A 24,421-nucleotide genomic window follows, 5' to 3' on the forward strand; every position below is an offset into this window, starting at 1 on the left:
TTAAATTATCACAGATATTACTCCGGCGAACTAAGGCAGCTATCCCAGCGCCACATCCAGGATCATCATCACCAGAAATCCCACCATCACCCCGATGGTTCCCACATTGGAGGTTTCATCCGGCTGCGCTTGGGGAATCAGTTCATCCGCCACCACATAAATCATGGCCCCGCCGGCAAAAGCCAGAAGCCAGGGCATCAAAGGCACCACAGCGGCGGCCGTGAGAAATACGGCGATTCCGGCCAGAGGCTCCACAATTCCGGACAAACACCCGGTCAGAAACGCCTTGCCCACGCCGGCTCCGGACTGACGGACCGGCAGGGAAATAGCCGCTCCTTCCGGGAAATTCTGAATGCCGATTCCCGCTGCAAGACCGATGGCGGAAGCCAGATATGCCGGATCTCCGGGATGCTGGCCAGCCAGGACAAAGGCCAGGCCCACTGCCATTCCCTCCGGAATATTGTGGGCAGTGACCGCCAGCACCAGAAGCTTCGCTCCTGCCTTTCTTTGGGGCAGACAGGCGCCTGCCGGCTGCTTTAAAACATCCGCACTTTCGCAGGAATGAAGATCCCCGGCAGAACCGCCGATTCCGCAGCTGTCTCCTGCCAGGCCGCATCCGTGAAGCCAGGGAAGCATCTTATCCACCAGATACAAAAACAAACCTCCGAATACAAACCCCAGAGCCGGCGGAAACCAGGGCGCCAGGCCCAGTTCCCCGCTCTGTTCTATGGAGGGGATCAGAAGGGACCAGACGGAAGCCGCCATCATCACGCCAGAGGCAAACCCCAGAAACGCCCGGTTCATGGTATCGCTGACGGCTCCCCGGAAGCAAAAGACCACCGCCGCCCCTAAGGATGTCATAAAAAACGTAAAGCCGGTGCCTAATAACACCTGTAAAAATGTATTCAAATTAATCATAAAAACTCCAGAACTGCATTTCATAATTACAGTATGCAGCATTGGAGTTTCTGTGTATTTAATGTATTAAAATAAGAGGTATGAGTTTTGGAAAACATTTTGGCAAGGCAGAACGATTCAGAATCATCTCTCCTTACCCAAACCAGTCACAACCTCAAAATACCTGCCGATTTCCCGCCAGGCTTCTTTGGATTCCGGCATCATCATCATGCCCATCTGAAACACATGGAACATTCCCTCGTAAATGCTCAGACGCACCTTCGCCCCCTGTTTTTGGGCTTTATAGGCAACTCCCACGGAATCGCTTAAAAGCATTTCCACGGAGCCGGCCTGTATCAGCATGGGCGGAAATCCCCAGTAATCCCCGAACATCGGAGAAATATACGGTTCCTTGGGATTGTGCCATCCGATATACTCCCGGTTGTAAATCAGGCTGTCCCTGGTATTTCCAAAAAGGGGATCTCTCTCATAATTGTCCTCATAGGAAGGGCCGCTTGCCGTCAAATCAGCCCAGGGAGACATGAGAATCAGCCCTCCGGGCAGCCGCCGGTTATGATCCTTCAGATACATACAAAGAGCCAGCGCAAGGCCGCCTCCTGCAGAATCTCCGGCCACAATAATCTGCCGGCTGTGCCATCCATTCTCCTTCAGCCAGTCAAAGGCCGCTGCTGCATCCTCCAAAGCCGCCGGATAGGGATTCTCCGGCGCCACCCGGTAATCCACGGTCAGCACGCTCATGCCCCTGCTGACTTCGCAATACAGGCCTGCAAAGGAACGGTAAGCGTTGCGCATGGCTCCGATATAGCCGCCGCCGTGAAGCTGCAGAATCACATAGTCACTTCTGGGAGCTTCACGGCTGCTGAGATATTCCATCCGAAACCGGGGCATTTCAATCTCTTCCATATAGAAGCAGTCGGGGCACCGCCATTTCGGCTCCACAAGCTTTTTCCGCAGTTCTCCGGTTTTAATCTTTCTTCCAATCAGGTTATCATTGGTCACATGGGCGATCATATCCCGAATGACCCTGCCCATCACGCTGACTTCTCCCATTGCCTGTCCTTTCTTAATCCCTGTAAGCCAAATGATCTGCCGGCTGTTTTTCATTCTCACAATACAAACCGTCTATCATTCAGCAGATAAATTTGCTACACATGAAACCTCCGCTTCAGCTCCGCCTTGGCCTTCCGGTCGCCGAAAATCAGCGTGCCCAGAAGCAGGCACAAAGACACAGCCAGGGCCGTAAGGGCAGACGCGGGTTTGGTAATCACCCCGAACCTCCACAGAATCATACATGCCACAGAAGCCACCGCCGTTAAAATCTGCATCAGAATATAACTCTGCCAGTTAGATGCATTCATAATCATCAATGTGACTATAGTTCCGTTCAGCAGTAAAATCGCCCCGGGCAGCACATAATTCACAGACCAGCCCCGGTATCCCACAATATGATCCGCCGCAATAACCAGAAGCACTGCGCCGATGACCTGAATCAGTATCACTGTCTGATAGCCCCGGTTCTTCTGCAGTGAGTATTTCAGCGTAATGTAAAAATACAAAATACAGATTCCCGTAACCGCAGACCACCAGATTCCGTGAAAATACAGATAATTAATCACAATCAGAGCCGCCTCTGACACAATGGCCAGAAAACTGTACAGCCTTACAATAAAACTCAGTTTTCTGGAGACAGATGTTACATCCGGATATCCGGTGATCTGCTCCTCTTCCCCGGATATTTCCAAAACACTGCTGCACAGCGGGCAGACAGCCGTGTCATCTAAAATATTCACCCTGCATTTTTTGCACTCTCTCATTGGCTATAAACTCCATTCGTCTCTATTTTCACCGGTATCCCATCCTCCGAAAGCCTCCGGAAAAATCCCCGCTGCACAGACACATCCGCCAGATTACTGGTAATCGTAAAAACCAGCGTATCCTGATAGGAGCAGATGGTGCCTTTAATGCTCTGTCCTTCCGACATGGACAAAAAAGCCCGGAATCCTTCGATATAGTCCTGATACTCCTCCCGGACCTGAATGTTCCCGATATTTGTCACCGTTGTGGTGTTGGCCAGGGCGCTGCTGTGATACACATACCGCATGGCAATATTTTTAAGAAACAGCGGAACTGCCCGCAGAATAAAATTTTTCTCATTTGATACGTTATAGGCAAAAAGGTTCTCCAGATTCTCCCGGTTAATCTGGCTCCGCAGGCTTTCCGCCACAATCTCCGCCACCTCTGCAAAGGTATAGCCTTCCTTTTTGGGACGAAATACTGCCGACACAATCACGAAAAAATTCTTCATGGTGATGGAGTCAAAGTAGGGCCGCAGATTCACCGGAACGCAGGAACTGATGGGCCGCTTCCCGGGCATTCCATGAAGGCATTCCTGATAAATGCTCCACAAAAAAGCCGCCACCAGATACTCATTGATGGACACCTGGTACTGACTACAGGCCTCCTTCAGCTGTCGGATAGGCATAAGGCCATGCATCACCCCAAGCTCCGAAGGCCTTAGCTTCTCTCCCTTCACATGATAGGCCCGTTCCGTTTTATATCCTTTTTTATGGCTCTTTTTATAATTTTTCAGATAACTGTCCTCCCGGTTCAGGGAAGTGTCGCTGCAGAGCCCGTCTCCCATTTTCTCCTGCAGCGCAGGATGCGCAAGCCGAAGATACTGATAAGTCAGCTCCTTCAGAAAGGTAATTCCTCCCATGCCGTCTGTCAGCACATGAAAAACCTCCAGATTAATTCGATTTTTGTAGAAATTGACCCGAAACAGATAATTTCGGTTCCGGTTGGGAGAGATAAACTGGCAGGGATAACGGTATTCCTCCTTTACCTCCGGCGCCGGCTTTTGATTCGTCTCAAAATAATACCAGAAAATCCCATAACGCATCCGCACCCGAAAAACGTCAAACCATGGCAGGACCCTCTCCAATGCCTGCTGCAAAAGCTCCTTTTGAATCTCTTCTTTCAGGACAACGGAAATACGGTAGACATTGCTCATGCCTTCTCCTGCAATCACCGGAAACAAATGCGCCGTATTGTCCAGTTTATCCCATTTAATTTCTCTTCTTTCTGCCATTTTGCAAAACTCCTGATCTGCTGTGATAAAACAGCCGTTTTCTTACCCCATAATCTTCTGCCCTTTTGCGTCAGGAAGGGCGCTCCTGTGTATCGAAATATAGATTGTCCGCTTGGTACCGGAGCGTGTATTAAAATGCTCTAAGACAGCCATTTTTTCAGTATCTTAACCAGAAGCTGAATGTCAATGGGCTTCGCCAGATGGTCATTCATTCCCGTATGTATTGCCTTCTGCACGTCCTCGGAAAATGCATTGGCTGTCATTGCCACAATGGGGATGGTCCCGGCGTCCTTACGGCCGCTGTCACGGATCTTCTTTGCCGCCGTATAGCCGTCCATCACCGGCATCTGGATATCCATAAAAACAATATCGAAGCTGCCTGCCTCCCGGCTCTGATAAATCTCAACCGCCTCTTTGCCGTTTGAAGCCAGCGTTACTTCCAGTTCAAACATTTTCAGTATTTCCATTGCAATTTCAATATTTAATTCGTTGTCCTCCACCAGCAGCACCCGTTTGCCCGGGAATGCAGCCGTTTCTTCTTTTTCCTCTCTGTTCTCTTGTTCTTTCTTTTCCTCTTCGCTCTGCAGCGGTAAAAACAGCGTTATGGTGAATTCAGAGCCTTTGTCCAGCTCGCTTTTCACCTGGATATCCCCCTTCATCAGCTGAATCAGGTTGTAGGCAATAGGCATGCCAAGGCCGGTGCCTTCGATGCTCTCTACCCTTGGGTCCCCGGAACGCTCAAAGGGCTCAAACAGTTTCTTCTGGAACTCCTCTGACATGCCGAATCCATTATCTGCAATGATAAACCGGTAATATCCGTAGTTCTGATGCAGGGAGGAAAGCTCCTCCACCTGAAAGCGAATCCGCCCGCCCTTTTGGGTATATTTTACGGCATTGCCTAAAATGTTGTTAAATACCTTCTGCAGGCTCAGATTGTCTCCCATCACCTTCCGGTTTCTGATATTCATGTTTAAAATAAGCTCCTGCTGCTTTTCCTCCGCTTTTGTCTGGGAAATGCTCATTACATCTTCCACCAGTTCCGCCAGATCAAAATCTTCGGTGACAAGATTTATTTTGCCGCTTTCAATCCTGCTCATATCCAGCACTTCATTTACCAGATTGGTCAGATGGTGACTGGCAATTTTTATCTTATTCAGACAGTCCTTCATCCGTTCCCTGTCGTCAATGTTCGCCTCTGCAATGGCCGACATTCCCACAATCGCATTCATGGGGGTGCGGATGTCATGGCTCATTTTGCTTAAAAATTCACTTTTGGCCCGGTTTGCCTGCTCTGCCGCTTCAAAAGCCTTCTGCAGGGCCGCCTTATTGTCTGCTTCCGTCTGAATCTGCAGTTCAATATCCCGGACGCAGACAAACAGCTTGGTATGCTTTTCATTAAAATAACGGACTGTCACCAGTTTATGCCGTTTTCCGTATTCTTCATTGCTTGTAAAATAATACTGCACCGCTTCCTGGGTCCGTTCCAGACGTTCCAGAACGATTGGCAGCGTAATCCGGTTCTGAAAAAAATCTCTGTCGTTCTCACAGATAAACAGAGCGATAAACCTCGTCTTAATATCTTCGAAATCCCCCTGGCTGATGGTTCGTCTGGGATTGATATGCCTGGCAACCTTAACCTCCGTATTGCCGCTGTTCACGTCAATAATGCCGATCCCGTCATATTCTGAATCTACGGTAAACTTATACAAAGACTGATACCGTTCATTCTCCAGTTCTATTTCCCGCTGCCTGGTCAAATCTTCAATAATTCCCACTGCAAATACAGTATTCCCCCACTCGTCAAATCTCACACTGGAAATACTGCATTTACACCAGAAAGTTCCCTGCTTTGCGCTGTAATAGAAATAATCGTTCTTCCCGCCGTCCCGGATAAATTCATGAACCCGGCAGAACAGCTCATGATATTCCTGATCCACCAGATCTTCGGCAAAATCATGCTTCACATTCCGATACTCTTCCTTACATCCGTAATACTGGGCTGTCTGCTCCGGCAGCAGAATCTTTTCCTCTTTGGGGTAATAAAAATATTCAAAAATATTCGTGTTTTTTAAAGACATCCGAAGAATTTCCATATTGCCTTCGAAACGATTCTCTAAATATTTCTGGTATTCCTTTTCCTGTTTTTTCTGCTCGTGAATATCCTGAATCGCTATCAATACCCGGCGATCCTGGGGAGTTTTTGCAATAAAATAACAGGTAAAGCTGACCCACCGGTATTCTCCATCTATCTTTCTTCGGTATTCCCGAATGCATTTTACCTTTCCCCGTTCCAACTGCCTCTGCAGGTTCTCTATGCTGATTTCCTTCTGAAGCTGCACCCGATCCTGAGGATGGTAATGCCGCACCATGTTCCATACGGCGCCTTCTATCACAGTTCCGTCTGAAAAAATAGGCTCCGCCTCTTTCGTATGATAAAGAGGATAGATTTTGCCCTTGTCCAAATCAAGCATCATAACAGAGAAATACAAATCTTTCAAAGAAATCAGCATGGATTCATTAAAGCTGCGCAATTGCTCTGTCTCTTTTTTCATGGAAACCATCTCTGAAATATCCTGATGGTATCCCCAGAACCTGAGGCCCTGGGTATATTCCTGATCCAGTGTCCCGCCGCAGCGCACGTACATTTTCCCTGTCTCGGGATGATCCCAGCCGTAACTGACTTCCCCATGCTGACCCTGAGCCATGGTATCTACCGCTTTCTGCACTAATTCCAAAGCGGGTTTTTCGATTCTGCTGCGCCAGTGAACATAACATTCCTCCGGCGTTGGAATTTCTTTCAGGCCAAGCAATTCCATCATTGCCCGGTCTGCATACATCCGTTCCGGCTTGCCTTCTTCTATTTCGATAGACCACAACCCTACTTTTGCATCAAAAAGGATATGGTTCATTCTGATATTTTCATCAAACATTCCATTTTCCATATTTGTTCCTCACACCGAATTTAAATCTGGGTCATCACAAAAATATTATAAATGGCCCGGATAGCTTCTTCAAAATCACTGTTCTGCACACCGATAATAATATTCAGCTCACTGGAGCCCTGATCGATCATTTTTACATTCACATTTACATGGGCAAGGGCGGAAAAGATTCGCCCTGCCGTTCCTCTGGTGGATCTCATGCCCCGTCCCACAACGGCAATCAGCGCCAGATTGCCTTCCAGATCAATGCTGTCCGGCTGCGCCAGACGGTGGATGGCCGACAATACCTGCTGCTCTTTTCCCTCAAACTCCTCCTGATGGACAAACACCGTCATGGTGTCAATGCCGGAAGGCACATGCTCAAAGGAAATTCCATGCTCTTCGAAAGCTGACAGCACCTTTCTGCCGAATCCGACTTCCGCATTCATCATGTCCTTGTCAATATTGACTGCCACAAAGCCTTTCTTTCCTGCAATTCCGGTGATAGTATAATCCGGCTGCCTGCAGGTGCTCTCCACAATCAGAGTTCCCTCATCCTCCGGCGCATTGGTATTGCGGATATTGATGGGAATTCCCTCCTTGCGCACCGGGAAAACCGCATCCTCATGAAGCACAGTGGCACCCATATAGGAAAGCTCCCTGAGCTCTCTGTAAGTAATCACCTTAATCACTTCCGGATTCTCAATAATTCTGGGATCTGCAATCAGAAAGCCTGAAACATCCGTCCAGTTTTCATAAATATCCGCCCGCACCGCTTTTGCCACGATGGAACCTGTAATATCCGAACCGCCTCTGGAAAAAGTCTTTACCGTACCGTCCTCTTTGGCTCCGTAGAACCCAGGAATCACCGCATACTCACACTCTTTCAGACGCCGGGATAAAATCTCGTTGGTCTTATCGGCGTCAAACTCGCCGCTTTCTTTAAATACAATTACCTCCGCAGCATCAATAAATTCAAAGCCCAGGTAATTTGCCATAATAATTCCATTTAAATATTCGCCCCGGGAAGCCGCATAGTCCGCCCCTGCTTTTTTTCTGAAATTGTCCGCAATCACTTCAAATTCTTTGTTCAGGGAAAAGTTCATATTCAGCCCGTTGATGATGGCGTCATACCGCTCCTGAATCTTTTTCAGCAGCGGCGTAAATTTTTCTTCCGCCTCCGCCTGTTCATAACACTGATACAGCATATCCGTTACTTTCGTATCCTTGGCATTGCGTTTTCCCGGCGCGCTGGGCACCACATATCTGCGGCTCTCGTCAGAACGGATAATTTTTCCGACCTTTGCAAACTGGCCTGCGCTTGCCAGAGAACTTCCGCCGAATTTCACTACTTTTGTCATCTTTTTTTCCACAAAATAAGGTAAACCTTATCTTCCTTTCTTTTAATTCTTCTTTTCAAACACAATATTGCAATCAGAGTGTATTTTACCACAAAATCATCGGAATGAAAACTTATTTTTTCGTTTTTTAAGAATAACAGGCTGCTAAGTAAACATTTACTATTTACTTGCTTTTTGTTAAAACCTGTATTATAATATCGACAAATTGATTTTTTGAGGAAACGTACATGAAAATTATAATCTGCGACGACAACAAAAAAGATTTGACAAGAATAGAGCAGTTAATTACAAACTACAAAACCCTTTATCCCGGAAACGATTTTGAGCTGGAATCCTATACCGATCCTTCTCTCCTGATTCGGAAAATACAGGAAAAACAACTGGCTGACATTTACATTCTGGACATTATCATGGCCGGAACTACGGGAATTGACATTGGAAGCCTCCTGAGACGTTTCAGCAAACAGGCCGCTATCATTTACACCACCTCTTCGGATGAATTTGCGCTGGACGCTTACGGCGTCCGCGCTCTCCTGTACCTGCTGAAGCCGGTGCAGGAGGAACCCTTTTTTGAAGCTCTGAATTATGCTCTGGAGCACCAGAAACATACAGAAGATCCTATTTTTCCGGTGAAAACCAGAGACGGACTGGTGTCTGTTCCTTATTCCAAAATAGAATACATAGAGAACGCCTCGCGCATGCTGCGGGTTCACCTGACCGACCAGACTGTCATAACCAGTATTTTCATCCGGAAATCTTTCGATGAAGAAATCAGGGTTCTGACCGAGAATAAATGCTTCATGCAGGTGCACAAGTCGTTTCTTGTCAATTTCAGTTATGTAAGGAAATTAGAAGGCAGCAGCATTATCATGGACAGCGGCGCCGACATTCCGGTCAGCAAAAAGAATACCGCCAACGTGAAGAGACAATATCTCCTGTTTATTTCATTAAACTACAGGTAGGGGGGGAATCATGGACTATTTTAATAATTTATCTTATCTGATCAGCCATATATTTTTAATGCTGTTTATCTACCTGTTTATTCCCCACCGCTACTCCAAAACGATATCCAGGATGATCTGCCTGACTTCTTTCCTGCTTCTTAGCAGCACCGATATCCTGAAATTAAATATTTTTCCGGACAGCGATCTCTGCTATCTGCTCGTTACAGTTTTTCAAATTATCGTGACACAATCCACAGGTCTTTTTCTGGCTCCCGAAATCAGCAGCAAAATTCTCTTTATCGGACTAAGCGCTTCCAATTACACGATTATCGGAAGCGTCATTGCCTCAATTCTCTATATCTACACCAGCAATATCCCGGTTTCACTGGCGGGAAATTTCCTGAGCCATGCCGCCATTCTGCTTATCCTGTACAAAAGCATACATAAGATTTGGCTCAGACAATACGAGCACTCCAACTCCAAAAGCTGGTGGGAATTATGCCTGATCCCTTCTTTCTTTTACTGCAGTTTTTCCTGCTTTGCCTTTTTCCCTCATACGCTTCAGGAAGATCCCCGCAATATTCTCGGAATCCTGTGCCTGATGATCACCATGCCCGTATCTTACATTGTGGTGCTCCGGTATATGGAAAGCGACTCTAAAAGACACGACATCTACTGGAAAAACGTGCTCTTTGAATCTTATATCAAAGGTCTGGAGGATCAATACTACCTGGTGGAGCAATCCGAAAAAAGCATCCGTATCCTGCGCCATGATATCCGGCATTACACCAGTATGATCGAGCATCTTCTGGATGAAGGAAAATACGGGGAAATCCGCCATATCACAACCCACATTAATGCTGCGGCGGACGACAGCAGAATTGTGAGATACTGTGACAACTTAATAGTCAATTCCATTATCTCCAAGCTGATGGAACAGGCCGGGGCTTCTGATATCCGGACAAATCTGGAGCTTCAGATCCCCAGAGAAATTCCCGTTAACCATTATGAGCTTGCCGCCGTGATTGCCAATCTCTTTGAAAACGCAATTATCTGCGTCAAAAATTTCGAGCCGAAGAAACGGTACATTGATATCAGAATCAACTGCTGCAGAGAACACCTGCTGATTCAGATGAAAAACGAATGCCAGGAAGCCCTTGTATTTAATCCGGCCACCGGCCTTCCCAAAAGCAGCAAAGGCGCGGCGCATGGACTGGGAATGCAGAGCATCCTGGCCTTCTCTGAAAAAATTGACGGCAATATTGACTGTTTTTTAGAAAACGGCATGTTCTTTATCATTCTCTTTGCCAAATTTCCATAACCGTGTTCTGACTCTGTTACAAAATAACACTTTTTTGTGCAATATTAAATTCTCTCTGAATTACAGAAAATGCTATAATATCTAAGAGCACATTTTTGATAATGGGAGGTTTTTGCATGCAGAAAATTTTTATCCGCTATACCTTCGCAATTATGACAGCCGCGATCCTGCTGACTTTTTTTATAAATTTTTTATTCACTTTGCGCTCTTTAGAATCCCAGCAGTTTAACACCTTTCATACCAAAACGGATCAGATTATCCACACTTTGGAAATGAATCAGGAGGAGCTTGCAATTATCCGGGAAAATCTGGACGAGGATTACCTGACCCGGGCCAAAGCAGCCGCTTATGTGTTAGACCGGGAAGATGAATTATCCCTGAATGTGGGGGAAATGAAATATCTTGCCAATCTGCTCAATGTAGACGAAGTCCATGTCATTGATGAAAACGGCATTATCGTGGCCGGCTCTGTCTCTCAATATATCGGCATTGATATGGCAAATCATAAGCAGACCCGGCCTTTTCTTTCCCTTTTGGAAAGCGACGACGAAAACGCTTATCTGATTCAGGATTCACAGCCCAATGCCGCTGAAAATAAAGTGATGCAGTATGTAGGCGTTGTCCGGAAGGTAAAAAAAGGCATTGTCCAGGTAGGGTTTAAGCCCACCAGACAGATGGAGGCCCAGGCAAGAAACACTTACGACTCCATATTCACCTTGTTTCCGGCAGATATCGGAGAAGAATTTTTTATCATAGACAACACCACAGGAACCATTCTGGGACACTCCGGCGGATTGAATCAGCGCTTTAATGAAGAATGTTACCAGTTGGAGCAGCTCAGAGGCTACGCCCAGGGGGCATACCGAAAGGGACCCCAGAATCAAACCATGTACCTCACTTCCACTTCCTATGAGAACAAACTGATTTGCGCCGCGCTGCCCCGGAAGATTCTTTTTGAAAAGCTCTGGGAACAGATTTCTACCACATTTTTGTATCTGCTATTCATAGAAGTGGTAGTTCTGCTTCTGTTAAACCATTTAGTCCGCCGTAAAGCCGTTGACGGCATTCACCAAATCATTGAAAACCTTACCTCCATTACCAACGGTCACCTGGACACTGAGGTAAACGTAGGCGGAAACCGGGAATTTCAGGAATTAAGCCGCAGGATCAATACTATGGTAAAAAGCATTGTCACCAGTACAGACCGTATCTCTGCCATTATTGAAATCAGCGGGGTTCCTCTGGCCGCTTTCGAATATGAACTGGGCCTGAATCATGTATTCCAAACCTCCGGCCTGAAAGAATTACTGGCCATTCCGGAACAGATGGCAGAACGTTTTTTCAGCAATTCCGTTTTGTTTGACCGGTATATCCGTGAAATTATGACAGCCCCTATCCCTGGGGAAACTGATATTTTCCATATCCGGGAATCCAGATATGTGCGCATCCATATTTCCGAATCCTCCGGAAAACATCTGGGCGTGGTTATGGATGTCAGCAGCGATATTCAGAAAAAACAGCAGCTGCATTACGAGAATACCCATGATTCCCTTACCGGATTATGCAAATTCCCCTATTTCAAGCAGCTTGCTTCAGAAATACTGGAAAACATGCCAAAAGATCAGATCTGCGCTGCTGTTATGCTGGATTTGGACTATTTTAAATCCATCAATGACACTTACGGCCATGATGTGGGAGACACTTATCTGCAGAGTTTTTCCGCGGTGATGCAGTCAATGCCTGAGGAGCATTTTCTGACTGCAAGGCGTTCGGGAGACGAGTTCTGCATGATGATTTTCGGCTGCTGCAGCCGGGAGGAGATTATCAGCCACTTGGATCGGTTCTATGAAGCCTTGCAAAACCATCCGGCGCCCCTGGGGCCGAATCAGTCCAAAATCATCAGCGCATCCTGCGGATTTGCCCAGACCTCCGACTCCTTCAGCAGTATCCATCAGCTTCTGTCCCAGGCAGATGAAGCGTTATATGACATCAAACGCCATACCAAAGGGCGTTATGGAGAATATAGCAAATAGACCTTTCCTTTACATATTACTCCGGCGGTTAAATATATACAAATCCTTTCCTCAGAAAAAGAGCAGACAACCTTTCCTGCTCTTTTTCATATAGCCAAAAGGGGCTGTCCTGAAACTTCCAGGACAGCCCCTTCTATTCTAACCCTGCATGCAGGATTTTATTTTAGTTCTCGCCGTAAAGAGTAATCAGTTTGTTCAGATACTCATAACGCTCTTTTGCATGTTTCTCAGATACTGCAAACAGCTCTTCTGCTCGTTCCGGATTGAATCTTGCAAGCGCATTGTAACGTACCTCGCCGTTTAAGAATGCCTTGTAGTCTCCGGTAGGAGCCTTGCTGTCTAAGGAGAATGCTGCCTTTCCTTCTTCCTTCAATGCAGGATTGAAACGGAAGTTATGCCAGTAACCAGCTTCTACAGCGTTCTTCTCTTCTGTCTGGGCTTTGCTCATGCCAACCTTGATACCATGGTTGATACATGGAGCGTAAGCAATAATCAGGGACGGTCCCGGATATGCTTCTGCTTCTGCCAGAGCCTTGATACACTGGTTGTAGTCAGCGCCCATTGCGATCTGTGCAACGTATACATAGCCATAGCTCATTGCGATAGAAGCAAGGTCTTTCTTCTTCACTTCTTTTCCGCCTGCTGCAAACTGTGCAATCGCTCCGGTAGGTGTAGCCTTGGAGGACTGTCCGCCTGTGTTGGAGTAAACTTCGGTATCGAATACCATTACGTTGATATCCTGTCCGCTTGCCAGAACATGGTCAACGCCGCCGAATCCGATATCATATGCCCATCCGTCACCGCCGAAGATCCACTGGGACTTCTTAGCCAGGAAGTCTTTTTCATCCAGGATTTCCTTGGAAGCGTCGCATCCGCATGCTTCTAATGCTGCCACTAACTTGTCTGTAGCTGTTCCGTTCACAGCGCCGATTCCGTAAGTGTCAAGCCATTCTTTACCTGCTGCTGCAACGTCTGCATTCTTGCCTTCTGCTACCAATGCTTCTACTTTGGTTTTTAATTTTGCTCTGATTGCTTTCTGAGCCAGCAGCATACCATAGCCGAACTCTGCAGCATCTTCGAATAAGGAGTTGGACCATGCAGGACCATGACCTTTTTCATTTACAGTATAAGGTGTGGACGGTGAAGAGTTGCCCCAGATGGAAGAACATCCGGTTGCATTGGCAATGTACATTCTGTCACCAAACAACTGTGTAATCAATTTTGCGTAAGGTGTCTCGCCGCATCCGCCGCAGGCTCCGGAGAACTCAAGCAACGGCTGTTTGAACTGAGAACCTTTTACGGTTGTCTCTTTGAATTTCTCTACTACGTCTATCTTCTTCTCTGTGGTTAAACCATAATCGAAGAATGCCTGCTCGCCCACATTTGCTTCGCAGTTCTGCATGGTAAGAGCTTTCTCACCCTTCTTGCCCGGGCATACATTTGCGCAGGAGCCGCATCCGGTACAGTCAAGAGCTGAAATTGTCATGCTGAACTTGTATTCCGGCATTCCGGTCATTGGAAGCGTCTGCATTCCTTCCGGCACATTGGCAGCTTCTGCCTCGGTCAATGCAACCGGACGGATGACTGCGTGTGGACATACATAGGAACAGATATTACACTGGATACAGTTCTCCGGATTCCATACAGGAACGTCAACTGCGATGCCGCGCTTCTCATATGCAGCGGAACCGGAAGGAGTCTGTCCATTTTCATATTTCTTTACTACAGATACAGGAATCTTGTTTCCTTCCTGTCCGTTTACCGGAATCTGGATGTCATTGACAAAATCAACAACGTCTTTTCTGTTTCCGGTTGCAACTTTTGCAAAGCTTTCATCCTGAGCGTCTTTCCAGTTTGCAGGAACTTCAATCTTAACAACTCCGGTTGCGCCGGCGTCGATTGCGTCATAGTTCATCTGTACAATCTTATCGCCTTTCTTGCCGTAGGTTGCCTTTGCAGCAGCTTTCATCAGTTCGATTGCTCTCTCTTCCGGAATGATTGCTGCCAGTTTGAAGAATGCAGACTGAAGCACAGTGTTGATACGTCCGCCAAGTCCGATTTCCTTACCAATCTTAATACCGTCAATGGTATAGAACTTAATATCATTTTCAGCGATGTATCTCTTTACCTGTCCGGGAAGATGTGTTTCCAGTTCTTCCGGGCTCCAGGAGCAGTTCAGAAGGAAGGTTCCGCCCGGCACTAATTCCTGAACCATGTTGTATTTGCGCACATAGGCAGGATTGTGGCATGCTACGAAGTTCGCCTGTTTGATTAAGTAAGTGGACTTAATTGCCTTCTTACCGAAACGCAGGTGAGACATGGTAACGCCGCCGGATTTCTTGGAATCATAGTCAAAATATGCCTGCGCATACATATCTGTGTTGTCACCGATAATCTTGATGGAGTTCTTGTTTGCTCCAACCGTACCGTCAGCGCCAAGTCCCCAGAACTTGCAGTTGATGGTTCCTTCCGGAGTGGTTACCGGATCTTCTTTTACTTCCAGGGAAAGGTTGGTAACATCATCATAGATACCGATGGTGAATCTTTCTTTCTCTGTGTTGTTGTATACTGCGATAATCTGTCCCGGTGTGGTGTCTTTGGAGCCTAATCCGTAACGGCCGCTTGTAATCTTAACAGCATCGAATTTGCTTCCCTTCAATGCTGCCACAACGTCCAGGTATAACGGCTCTCCAAGAGATCCGGGCTCTTTGGTTCTGTCTAATACAGCGATTGTTTTAACAGTGTCAGGAATTGCTGCAATCAATGCGTCCTTGCTGAACGGACGGTACAGACGTACTTTTACAACGCCCACTTTCTCGCCCTTTGCCAGTAAGTAATCAATGGTCTCGTCAATGGTATCGCATACGGAACCCATAGCGATGATGATTCTGTCAGCATCAGCAGCTCCGTAATAGTTGAACAGCTTATAATCTGTGCCGATCTTCTCATTCACCTTGTCCATATATTTCTGAACAATTGCCGGCAGCGCATCATAAGTGGAGTTGCAGGACTCTCTGGTCTGGAAGAAAATATCCGGATTCTGTGCAGAACCGTCCAGACGGGGATGATTTGGATTCAGCGCATTCTTGCGGAATGCTGTGATAGCATCCAGATCTACCATGTCTTTCAGATCTTCATAATCCCATGTTTCAATTTTCTGAATCTCATGAGAAGTACGGAATCCATCGAAGAAGTTGATGAAAGGAAGATGTCCTTCCAATCCAGCGCAGTGCGCCACCGGAGTTAAGTCCATAACTTCCTGTACGGAAGATTCGCAGAGCATTGCTGCACCGGTCTGACGACAGGCATATACGTCAGAATGATCACCGAAAATGTTCAGCGCATGGGTTGCCACGCAGCGCGCAGATACGTTGAATACGCCTGGAAGCCCTTCACCGGCAATCTTGTACAGATTGGGGATCATCAGCAGTAATCCCTGGGATGCGGTGTAAGTGGTTGTCAGAGCGCCTGCTGCCAGGGAGCCGTGTACAGTGCCTGCTGCACCCGCTTCAGACTGCATTTCAGTTACCTGAACCGTCTGTCCGAAAATGTTCTTTCTTCCCTGGGTTGCCCATTCGTCGGTAGCTTCTGCCATAACAGAAGACGGTGTGATGGGGTAGATGGCTGCAACATCAGTGTATGCATAAGATGCATGGGCTGCTGCATGATTTCCATCCATGGTTTTCATAGATCTTTTCATTACATTTTTCCTCCTGCCTGAATTTAATCTATTACTGTATTAATCTATTACCGCTCCCCTCCCATCCGGCATATAACTCCGGGACGGAACAGAAAACCGTAACAAATTCTTCCTTTATACTATAATAATTATAGCCGAAAAAATCAATAGTTTTCAGCTTATTTCATGTATTTTTCTTGAAACACCTGAATGGGCATCGGACGGTCAAATAAAAATCCCTGTCCGAACCTGAACCCGCACTTTACCAGAAACTCCCGCTGCTCTTCTGTCTCAATTCCTTCAAAAATCACTTCCTCCTTCACGCTTTCAATCAGCCTGCCCATATGCTGAATAAATTCCTTCTCATTTTCATGATTCTCCCGGTTCAGAAAACTCCGGTCCACCTTCACAATGTCTGCCGGAATATCAAGGAGCATTCCAAGAGAGGAATACCCGGTTCCGAAATCATCAATGGCTACCCGGAATCCCGCCTGGCGAAGCTGCCGCACCTCTGTCTTGACCAATTCATACCCGGTGGCAAACAGACTTTCTGTAATCTCAATTTCTATATATTTCGGTTCAATCCGGTACGCTTTGGTCAGAGACATAATCCGCCGGTAAATCCCTTCCCGCTCAAAATGGCTTCTGGAAAAGTTCACAGAAATCACCGGAGGCTCTTTTCCCGCCTCTAACCAGCTCCGCATATAAATCAACACCTGTTCATACACATAGAAATCCAGTTCCACCACATAGCCGGAACGCTCCAGAACAGGAATAAACCATGCGGGGGATTCTATTCTGCCGTCTTTCTTTTTCCACCGCACCAGCGCTTCCCCGCCGGAAATTTCAAATCCGGACAGGCGGAATTTCGGCTGCACATAGACCTGAAATCCCCCCTCCTCCAGGCTTCTCTGAAACTCTGCCAACACTTGTTTTTCCTCTTCCCGCTGTTTTCTCATATTACTCTCATACACCCGGCAGAATGCGCTGCTGTTGCCTTTGATGCTCTTTCTGGTGAGATTGGCGTTTTCTATGGCAATGTCCAGATTCTCATCTTTATCTTCCATAAAATAAATTCCGGTGGTCAGTCTGATGCTGCAGGATGGGTATATCTCTTTCTGCTTTCTGCTGAAATTCAGGCTTGTGTTCACGATTTTCTCCAGAATGGTATCCCGATCGGTATCCCAGAAAAAGGTAATAAACAAATCAGAATACAGACGGCAGGAGATTCTGTTTTCGCCTCCGCGGATTAAATCTGCAAGGGCCTTTAAAATATCATTTCCCGCTGCATATCCGAAATTGTCATTGATATAGGAAAAATCATTGATATCCGTATAAATAACGGCATACTGCCGGTCATCTCTCCAGTTGGCAAGCTCCTCTTTCACCTTGCTCTTAAATGCCTCTTCGATATAAAGCCCTGTCAGCAGATCCCGCCGCTTCAAGTACATAATCTGTCTCTGATCCTCTTTCTTATGGTTTCTTAGCGCCACCAGAAAAGAAACCATATGGGCCAATTCCCCCAGCGTCTCTTTCTTAAAATCGCTCCATTCCCCTGCTTCTTCCCTGCCGCAGAACAGTGCGCTGCATTCCTCAGAACCTTTAAACAGCCCTTCTCTGCCCTGGCAGTAAGGCTGCCCATTTGTTCCTCTTTCAGTCAAAACGGGCAGTGAGAGACATTCCTGTTTCAAATCGCTGTCTGTCAAGGCCCCGTTTTCCAGACACCAGCAGTTCGTCCAGACCTGTTCTCTCTTCTTTCCCTCATATTCCAATACTGCCGCAAGCTGCAGCTCATATTGATTCCCGATCCGTTCCAGAGTCTCATTCAGGGAATCGTTCACGTCACCGCCCTGATAAAACAGCTTTACAAGCTCCTGATTAATTTCTTTGATTAATTTATACCTCTCAGCCTGCAGACACAGCGCTTCTTCCAGGTTTTCTTTCTTTTGAATATTCGTTTTATTCATTTTCACTTGATTCATAAAATCGTTCCCTACCTTACTGATTCTGCACAGTTCCTGCTTTCTCTGGTTATAGTGCTTCCATTATTTTCTATCATACCAAAATGTAAACTTAATTTCAACGGCTTTTTCTTCTGAAGTAAATAACTTTTCCTTGAAAATACGGCAGTTTTATGTATAATAGATAGGCAAGGGCAAAGGCCCATGGAAACAGGAAGAAAATTCAGAAAATATGAGGTTTTTAATATGATTAGTGCAAACAACGTAACATTGAGAATTGGAAAAAAAGCATTATTTGAAGATGTAAACATCAAGTTCACAGAAGGCAACTGCTACGGCCTGATCGGAGCCAACGGCGCCGGCAAATCCACCTTTCTGAAAATTTTGAACGGACAGTTAGAGCCCACCAAAGGCGACGTGTTTATTACTCCGGGACAGCGGCTCTCTTTCCTGCAGCAGGATCATTTCAAGTATGACGAGTTTTCCGCATTGGATACTGTCATCATGGGCAATCAGCGTCTGTATGATATTATGAAGGAAAAAGACGCTATTTATATGAAAGAAGATTTCACCGACGAGGACGGAATCCGCGCCAGTGAGCTGGAGGCGGAATTTGCAGAAATGGACGGCTGGAATGCTGAGTCTGACGCGGCGCAGCTTTTAAACGGCCTTGGCATTGAAACGGAATTCCACTACGCTCTGATGAAGGACCTGACCGGAGAACAGAAGGTAAAAATCCTGCTGGCTCAGGCGCTGTTCGGCAATCCCGACATTCTTCTCTTAGACGAGCCCACCAACCATTTGGATCTGGACGCGATTGCATGGCTGGAGGAATTTCTCATTAACTTTGACAACACCGTGATTGTGGTGTCCCATGACCGGTACTTTTTAAATAAAGTCTGCACCCATACCGCTGATATTGACTATGCCAAAATTCAGCTCTATGCCGGAAATTATGATTTCTGGTATGAATCCAGTCAGCTATTAATTAAGCAGATGAAGGAAGCCAACAAGAAGAAAGAAGAGAAAATCAAAGAGCTGCAGGAATTTATTTCCCGTTTCTCCGCCAACGCTTCCAAGTCCAAACAGGCAACCTCCCGAAAGAAAGCGCTGGAGAAAATACAGTTGGACGAAATCAAGCCCTCCAGCCGGAAATATCCTTACATTGATTTCCGTCCCAACCGGGAAATCGGAAATGAAGTGCTTACGGTGGAAAACTTGAGCAAAACCATCGACGGAGTAAAGGTACTGGACAACGTATCCTTCATTGTGGGACATGATGATAAAATCGCCTTTGTGGGAAGCAATGAAACTGCAAAGACCACCCTGTTCAAAATCCTGGCCGGAGAACTGGAGCCGGATGAGGGCAATTACAAATGGGGCGTTACCACCAGTCAGTCTTATTTCCCCAAAGACAACACGGAAATCTTCGACAACGATCTTCAGATTGTGGAATGGCTGACGCAGTTTTCTGAAATCAAGGACGCTACTTATGTCCGGGGCTTTCTGGGACGAATGCTGTTTGCCGGAGACGACGGCGTTAAGAAAATGAAGGTCCTCTCCGGAGGGGAGAAAGTGCGCGTTCTTCTGTCCCGCATGATGATTACCGGGGCAAACGTCCTGATTCTGGATGAGCCGACAGACCACCTGGATATGGAGTCCATCACCGCTTTAAACAACGGGCTGATGAAATTTTCCGGCGTGATTTTATTTGCGTCCCGGGACCATCAGGTGGTGCAGACCACGGCCAACCGGATTATTGAATTCCTGCCCAACGGCAGTATGATTGATAAGATTACCACTTACGATGAATATCTGGAAAGTGATGAAATGGCAAGAAAACGTCAGGTGTACTCCACCAGCAATGCGCAGGAGGAGGACGATTAACGGGCATGTTGGATTGTCTGAAATCAACAATCAAGGACAGGGCTGTCTGGAGGGATTTCTTTCCAAACAGCTCTTCTTTTTGTTTTAGGGCATTTTTAGAGGCTTGTCACTCTCACACTTTAAAATCTGTGACTAAAATTAAAAAGGTGCAAAGCCTTGACACTTTCATAAGACCTTACACCTTTTTAATTTTGATTGCTGTTATTCGGTTGTCATGTATTATTCTTTTATATAGTCAATCTCTGTAAGATTAACACCGGAAGCCGTTAAAATGACTTTTAAAGCCGTATAACGTTTTTTCATTTTTTTGTATACTTCGGTATCCTTTTCACAACATAACATATAATCTTGTATTCTGTCAAACTCTTCAATTGATATTTTTAACATCTCTTTTTCGGTCATGTTTTATCACCGCCTTTTTTATTATAAAGTGTGATTTGTTCCTGTATTTATTATAGCGGATTATTTAAAAGGTGTAAAGCCCTATTAAACGCGACAATTGTTGTTCTTACCACATGCTTGTAGTTATATTACTCCAGCTAAGGAAGTCAGGAATTAAATCTTGATTTTTAAGTCATAGTGAGTTAAACTGTTTTTAGGAGAATTTATAAATGCAAACTAATGGATTTTACTATTTGTGAATCCTAAAATATAATCAGCCGAAACGTCATAGAATTTACAGAGAATCATTAAGCATTCTATGGGCATGGGCCTTTTATATAATTCATATTGAGAATAGGTTGTTTGTGCGACTTTTAATATTTTGGCAACTTCTTTTTGAGTCAAGTCATTATCTTGGCGTAATTCTTTGATACGCTCAGGATATTTTACAGTGAAATTATGTTTCATGTTGTCCACGTTCTTCACCTCACCCAATATTTTATTATAAGTTTCCAGTTAAGCTCAAAATATAAGTCGTAGTGAGTTATTATGTTTCTTTTTTACTTCAAATACATAAAATTGGGAAAGGAAAAATAAAACTGAGAATTCAGAAAATATCAGAAGGAAACAGAGAACAAAGCGGAAACATTAAAAACACACTGACTAGGAGGAATTATCATGTGCAAAGATGATATAAAAAGCTTTCTTTTTAACATTATGAAGAAGCAGGCTACAATGTTTTCAAACATATCATTAGATGATGAAACAGATACGATACTTGTCACGTCAACAGATGGTAAACAGTTTATTGTTACTGTAAATCCCATAACGGCAGATGAGGCGCTTATAGAGATATGGGCAAAGAAAAATCCGAAATTGATGTCTCTTGCACTCAGTGTGCTGAATATGCAGGATTTAGGAATATTTACAGAGGAAGAAACAGATATGTATTTATTTAAAATATTGGAAAATGCAGACGTTTCCTGTTTTAAAGAATCAGAGTTGATTGATACCAGATAAGGTTAATTTTTTGACCTATACATAGGTTCTTTTGTCTGTGTTACATAGACAATCATAAAAAGAAATAAGCATCCCTACCGCTCAAGTTTGGATGCTTATTTCTTATAATCGTTTTTACTGAGGGCAATCGGAGATTCAATTCCGTTCGCTTCTAAGCAGATTATACATGAGAGCTGCTTGATTTTCAAGTGGCTCTTTTCTCTACAGCAGATATGCCTTCAGCAGCTCCAGCGTTGCTTTCACGCCGTCCACATGGGATCTCTCATATCCGTGGGAAGCATAGACTCCGGGCCCTATCAGCCCGTGCCTGCAGTCATATCCGGCTTCTAAAGCCGCATCTGCATCGGAACCGTAATGGGGATAGATATCCACGGCAAAATCAATCTCATGATCTTTTGCCGCTTTTATCAGCTCCGTGACTACCTGATAATGGTAAGGCCCTACGCTGTCTTTGGCGCAGATGGACACCTGATGCTCCGTACAGTCCAGGCCGTCTCCCACGCATCCCATATCCACAGAAAGAATCTCTGTCACGCCTTTGGGCACTGTGCCGCAGGCTCCGTGCCCCACTTCTTCAAATACAGTGGCATGCTGATAAATCTTCCGTTTCAATGTAATATTTTCTTCTTTCAGGTATTTTGCAAATCCAAGGAAAATTCCCACACTCAGTTTGTCGTCCAGAAAACGGCTTTTAATATATCCCTGCTTCGTTATAACCGTCCTGGGTTCAAAAGCTACAATATCTCCCACCATAATTCCCAGCTTCTTCGTGTCATCCTTGGAATTTACTTTTTCATCCAACACCACCTCCATGGCGTCAAAGCTGCGCTTTGTCCCATTATAGTCATCGTTTACATGGATGGATGCGTTTTCCAATTGGAAGGTGCCTTCATAACTTCCATTCAGCCGGGTAATCACTCTGCAGTTTTCCGCCTCGGTATTATTGGGATTTAAACCGCCAAGGGGAGACACCTTCAGCCTTCCGTTTTCTTTAATTTCCTGTACCATGGCTCCCAGGGTATCCAGATGGGCTTCCAGCAAAAGGGGATTTTCCCCTTTTGGGCCTCCTAAATCCACCAGCACGCCGCCTTTTACCGTTTTTTCGGGCTGATAGCCCAGAGAACTGTATTCCTGCATCAGATAATCAGAAGCTTCTTTGGTGTAGCCGGTGGGGCTGTCGATAGCCAGTAATTGTTTGGTTTGTTCTAAAATATATTCTGTGATCTTATCCATTGTTGTCTCTCCTAATCTATTATTTTTTGTTTTTTGAAATACGGACGGAAATTCGGGAGCGTCCTTTTTCACACAAACCGGGCAGCGTTCCCCAGCAATAACTGCTTATTATTACACCGAATATACGTTCTATTCTAAGCACAAAAACGCTCCCAGATTTCCCCTCTTTCCGTGGCTGGCACGGTGGGAAAACAGCAGCTTATGGTTGCAGCAGGTGCATAAATTTGTAACTGCCAGATGTTCCGGCTTTATGCCGGCTTCTAACAGGACGATTTCATTGGCCCGCCAAAGGTCAAGCTGATATTTGCCATTTTCTTTCTCCTGCAGAAGTTCGCTTTCATGGCCGGGAAATTCCCGCTGAAATTCTGCTGCCACATCTTCGCTGACTTCATAACAGCTCTGGCAGATGGAGGGGCCCACGGCACAGAGCACGTCTTTTGGATCGGTCCGGAATTCCCGTTCCATGGCAAGGAGCGTTTCTCTTCCCATGCGTCTTACCGTCCCCCGCCAGCCGGAATGGGACAGTCCAATGGCGCGCTGCCTGCGATCCACAAAATAAAGAGGCACACAATCCGCATAAAAAGCAGACAGCGCCAGTCCCGGCTCATCGGTAATCAGGCCGTCGATATCGGAATAGTCCCGTTCTCTGGTAAGCCCTTTTCCTGCGTCGTCCCGGCCCACCCGCTTCACATTGGCAGTATGGGTCTGATCGGTAAAGACAAAATCCTCGTAATCCGTTCCCAGGGCAAGAGACACCCGGCGGAAATTCTCTTTTACCGCTTCCCTGTCATCTCCTCTGGCAAAGCTCAAATTCAGGCTCTCAAAATATCCCTGGCTCACTCCGCCCATTCTGGTGGTAAAACAGTGTTTTACTATCCCTGTTTCCTCCAGCAGTGGAAAATACAGGTAGGGAAACATCCCTTCCCCCGTCTCCGCCTGCCCAAGCGCCGGCATCGGCTCCTTTCCACCCGCCCTTTGTTCTATAATAAAATCTTCCATCCTTCCTCCTCTCTTAACCTAAAAACTGCTAAAACACAATCTAACATTACGGCGAACTTTTTATCATTTCAATACACAGGAACTGCCGGATTGCCCTTTGGCTAAGCAAACCGTTCACGGGCATTCTTAAGTGCAGGCAAAATCCACTGCTTACAGAGACTTAGGAAGGAAGGCTTTCCTGACTTCCTTAGCCGAAGTTAGCAGTTAGTTTGCCGAAACGCTGCCCCGTTTGCGTGCCAAAGGGCAATCCGGCAGTTCCGTCCGTATTCAAAAAACATATTCGCCGTAGTATTATATCACCCCTGAAAAGGAAACGCATCCTCCACATGAATGATTTCCTCTCCCAGTATCCCGATTACATCAAAACGGCAGGGCATATATTCCCCATATCCGTAATGCAGACAGTAATAAACCGCCGTTTTGCAGATCCTCCGCTGTTTTCTTCGATCCACTGCCTCCAGGGGATGGCCGCCTGCTTCGCTTTTTCTGTATTTCACTTCCAGGAATACCAGTGTTTTCTCCTGCCTGGCCACCAAATCAATTTCTCCGTACCGGCTGTAAAAATTCCTGTGTAAAATCTGATATCCCCGGGCTTCCAGAAAATCTGCCGCCTGCTGTTCATACCCCATCCCCAGACGGCGGTTCTGATTCCCTGTTTTGGCCAATGCAATTCTC

At 46.0% G+C, this 24,421-nt stretch carries 18 protein-coding genes; 5 read left to right on the plus strand and 13 right to left on the minus strand.

The window, feature by feature from the left end; translation table 11 throughout:
- Positions 1 to 39 precede the first annotated feature (39 nt).
- The 6 genes from ACTO17_RS00315 to ACTO17_RS00340 all read right to left on the minus strand — a co-directional run bounded on the left by ACTO17_RS00315 (position 40) and on the right by ACTO17_RS00340 (position 8,288).
- Positions 40 to 918, minus strand: a complete 879-nt coding sequence (locus tag ACTO17_RS00315) for a ZIP family metal transporter (protein ID WP_482556469.1) — start codon at positions 916 to 918, stop codon at positions 40 to 42.
- A 123-nt stretch (positions 919 to 1,041) separates the two neighbouring features.
- Positions 1,042 to 1,968 carry an alpha/beta hydrolase gene (locus ACTO17_RS00320; protein ID WP_482556541.1) on the minus strand — a complete coding sequence of 309 codons (927 nt, stop codon included), beginning with the start codon at positions 1,966 to 1,968 and terminating at the stop codon, positions 1,042 to 1,044.
- A gap of 95 nt (positions 1,969 to 2,063) precedes the next feature.
- Positions 2,064 to 2,732, minus strand: a complete 669-nt coding sequence (locus ACTO17_RS00325) for a DUF6320 domain-containing protein (RefSeq protein WP_482556470.1) — start codon at positions 2,730 to 2,732, stop codon at positions 2,064 to 2,066.
- Positions 2,729 to 4,006 (minus strand): hypothetical protein, encoded by a 1,278-nt coding sequence (locus ACTO17_RS00330; RefSeq protein ID WP_482556471.1) that lies wholly within the window; start codon positions 4,004 to 4,006, stop codon positions 2,729 to 2,731. The genes ACTO17_RS00325 and ACTO17_RS00330 overlap by 4 nt, the downstream gene beginning before the upstream one ends.
- A gap of 140 nt (positions 4,007 to 4,146) precedes the next feature.
- Entirely contained in the window at positions 4,147 to 6,948 is a 2,802-nt protein-coding gene (locus ACTO17_RS00335) for a PAS domain-containing hybrid sensor histidine kinase/response regulator (RefSeq protein ID WP_482556472.1), read from the minus strand.
- Positions 6,949 to 6,968: 20 nt separating this feature from the next.
- Positions 6,969 to 8,288: an aspartate kinase gene (locus ACTO17_RS00340; RefSeq protein WP_482556473.1), complete on the minus strand. Its 1,320-nt coding sequence runs from the start codon at positions 8,286 to 8,288 to the stop codon at positions 6,969 to 6,971.
- Positions 8,289 to 8,515: 227 nt separating this feature from the next.
- On the opposite strand from ACTO17_RS00340, the gene ACTO17_RS00345 reads away from it, so the two are divergent.
- From ACTO17_RS00345 to ACTO17_RS00355, 3 genes are all read left to right on the plus strand, one after another.
- Positions 8,516 to 9,250: a LytR/AlgR family response regulator transcription factor gene (locus tag ACTO17_RS00345; RefSeq protein ID WP_482556474.1), complete on the plus strand. Its 735-nt coding sequence runs from the start codon at positions 8,516 to 8,518 to the stop codon at positions 9,248 to 9,250.
- Positions 9,251 to 9,260: 10 nt separating this feature from the next.
- Positions 9,261 to 10,553, plus strand: coding sequence for a GHKL domain-containing protein (locus ACTO17_RS00350; protein ID WP_482556475.1), 1,293 nt, complete (start codon positions 9,261 to 9,263; stop codon positions 10,551 to 10,553).
- 116 nt (positions 10,554 to 10,669) lie between these two features.
- A complete protein-coding gene (locus ACTO17_RS00355) occupies positions 10,670 to 12,586 on the plus strand; it encodes a sensor domain-containing diguanylate cyclase (RefSeq protein WP_482556476.1) in 1,917 nt (638 codons plus the stop codon).
- Positions 12,587 to 12,749: 163 nt separating this feature from the next.
- Here the strand turns inward: ACTO17_RS00355 and nifJ are convergent, their stop codons facing one another.
- The gene (gene nifJ / locus ACTO17_RS00360; protein WP_482556477.1) at positions 12,750 to 16,286 is read right to left on the minus strand and encodes a pyruvate:ferredoxin (flavodoxin) oxidoreductase; all 3,537 of its coding nucleotides are present in this window, start codon (positions 16,284 to 16,286) and stop codon (positions 12,750 to 12,752) included.
- A 158-nt stretch (positions 16,287 to 16,444) separates the two neighbouring features.
- Positions 16,445 to 18,247 carry an EAL domain-containing protein gene (locus tag ACTO17_RS00365; protein WP_482556478.1) on the minus strand — a complete coding sequence of 601 codons (1,803 nt, stop codon included), beginning with the start codon at positions 18,245 to 18,247 and terminating at the stop codon, positions 16,445 to 16,447.
- Positions 18,248 to 18,472: 225 nt separating this feature from the next.
- Between ACTO17_RS00365 and ACTO17_RS00370 the strand changes: the two genes are divergently transcribed.
- A complete protein-coding gene (locus ACTO17_RS00370; protein WP_172539624.1) occupies positions 18,473 to 20,113 on the plus strand; it encodes an ABC-F family ATP-binding cassette domain-containing protein in 1,641 nt (546 codons plus the stop codon).
- 219 nt (positions 20,114 to 20,332) lie between these two features.
- Here ACTO17_RS00370 and ACTO17_RS00375 read toward each other — a convergent pair whose 3' ends face one another.
- Both ACTO17_RS00375 and ACTO17_RS00380 read right to left on the minus strand, forming a co-directional pair.
- Positions 20,333 to 20,515 (minus strand): hypothetical protein, encoded by a 183-nt coding sequence (locus tag ACTO17_RS00375; protein WP_172539623.1) that lies wholly within the window; start codon positions 20,513 to 20,515, stop codon positions 20,333 to 20,335.
- Positions 20,516 to 20,731: 216 nt separating this feature from the next.
- The gene (locus ACTO17_RS00380; RefSeq protein WP_172539629.1) at positions 20,732 to 20,962 is read right to left on the minus strand and encodes a helix-turn-helix domain-containing protein; all 231 of its coding nucleotides are present in this window, start codon (positions 20,960 to 20,962) and stop codon (positions 20,732 to 20,734) included.
- Between the two features lie 210 nt (positions 20,963 to 21,172).
- On the opposite strand from ACTO17_RS00380, the gene ACTO17_RS00385 reads away from it, so the two are divergent.
- Positions 21,173 to 21,514, plus strand: coding sequence for a hypothetical protein (locus ACTO17_RS00385; RefSeq protein ID WP_172535931.1), 342 nt, complete (start codon positions 21,173 to 21,175; stop codon positions 21,512 to 21,514).
- Between the two features lie 201 nt (positions 21,515 to 21,715).
- Here the strand turns inward: ACTO17_RS00385 and ACTO17_RS00390 are convergent, their stop codons facing one another.
- The 3 genes from ACTO17_RS00390 to ACTO17_RS00400 form a co-directional block, all read right to left on the minus strand.
- Complete coding sequence (locus tag ACTO17_RS00390; protein WP_482556479.1) at positions 21,716 to 22,747, minus strand: M42 family metallopeptidase; 1,032 nt, start codon at positions 22,745 to 22,747, stop codon at positions 21,716 to 21,718.
- A gap of 129 nt (positions 22,748 to 22,876) precedes the next feature.
- Positions 22,877 to 23,701: a peptidoglycan editing factor PgeF gene (gene pgeF, locus ACTO17_RS00395; protein WP_482556542.1), complete on the minus strand. Its 825-nt coding sequence runs from the start codon at positions 23,699 to 23,701 to the stop codon at positions 22,877 to 22,879.
- Positions 23,702 to 24,042: 341 nt separating this feature from the next.
- Positions 24,043 to 24,411, minus strand: a complete 369-nt coding sequence (locus tag ACTO17_RS00400) for a YraN family protein (RefSeq protein ID WP_482556480.1) — start codon at positions 24,409 to 24,411, stop codon at positions 24,043 to 24,045.
- Between the last annotated feature and the right edge of the window lie 10 nt (positions 24,412 to 24,421).

It is taken from the genome of Petralouisia sp. (assembly GCF_056822245.1).

Excerpts from the sequence above, each read along its gene's own strand:
- ACTO17_RS00365 (WP_482556478.1), bottom strand. The coding sequence starts at position 18,247 with ATGAATCAAGTGAAAATGAATAAAACGAATATTCAAAAGAAAGAAAAC.
- ACTO17_RS00340 (WP_482556473.1), bottom strand. The coding sequence starts at position 8,288 with ATGACAAAAGTAGTGAAATTCGGCGGAAGTTCTCTGGCAAGCGCAGGC.
- ACTO17_RS00330 (WP_482556471.1), bottom strand. The coding sequence starts at position 4,006 with ATGGCAGAAAGAAGAGAAATTAAATGGGATAAACTGGACAATACGGCG.
- ACTO17_RS00375 (WP_172539623.1), bottom strand. The coding sequence starts at position 20,515 with ATGACCGAAAAAGAGATGTTAAAAATATCAATTGAAGAGTTTGACAGA.
- ACTO17_RS00315 (WP_482556469.1), bottom strand. The coding sequence starts at position 918 with ATGATTAATTTGAATACATTTTTACAGGTGTTATTAGGCACCGGCTTT.
- ACTO17_RS00320 (WP_482556541.1), bottom strand. The coding sequence starts at position 1,968 with ATGGGAGAAGTCAGCGTGATGGGCAGGGTCATTCGGGATATGATCGCC.
- ACTO17_RS00390 (WP_482556479.1), bottom strand. The coding sequence starts at position 22,747 with ATGGATAAGATCACAGAATATATTTTAGAACAAACCAAACAATTACTG.
- pgeF (WP_482556542.1), bottom strand. The coding sequence starts at position 23,701 with ATGCCGGCGCTTGGGCAGGCGGAGACGGGGGAAGGGATGTTTCCCTAC.
- ACTO17_RS00355 (WP_482556476.1), top strand. The coding sequence starts at position 10,670 with ATGCAGAAAATTTTTATCCGCTATACCTTCGCAATTATGACAGCCGCG.
- ACTO17_RS00370 (WP_172539624.1), top strand. The coding sequence starts at position 18,473 with ATGATTAGTGCAAACAACGTAACATTGAGAATTGGAAAAAAAGCATTA.
- ACTO17_RS00345 (WP_482556474.1), top strand. The coding sequence starts at position 8,516 with ATGAAAATTATAATCTGCGACGACAACAAAAAAGATTTGACAAGAATA.
- ACTO17_RS00335 (WP_482556472.1), bottom strand. The coding sequence starts at position 6,948 with ATGGAAAATGGAATGTTTGATGAAAATATCAGAATGAACCATATCCTT.
- nifJ (WP_482556477.1), bottom strand. The coding sequence starts at position 16,286 with ATGAAAAGATCTATGAAAACCATGGATGGAAATCATGCAGCAGCCCAT.
- ACTO17_RS00380 (WP_172539629.1), bottom strand. The coding sequence starts at position 20,962 with ATGAAACATAATTTCACTGTAAAATATCCTGAGCGTATCAAAGAATTA.
- ACTO17_RS00350 (WP_482556475.1), top strand. The coding sequence starts at position 9,261 with ATGGACTATTTTAATAATTTATCTTATCTGATCAGCCATATATTTTTA.
- ACTO17_RS00385 (WP_172535931.1), top strand. The coding sequence starts at position 21,173 with ATGTGCAAAGATGATATAAAAAGCTTTCTTTTTAACATTATGAAGAAG.
- ACTO17_RS00325 (WP_482556470.1), bottom strand. The coding sequence starts at position 2,732 with ATGAGAGAGTGCAAAAAATGCAGGGTGAATATTTTAGATGACACGGCT.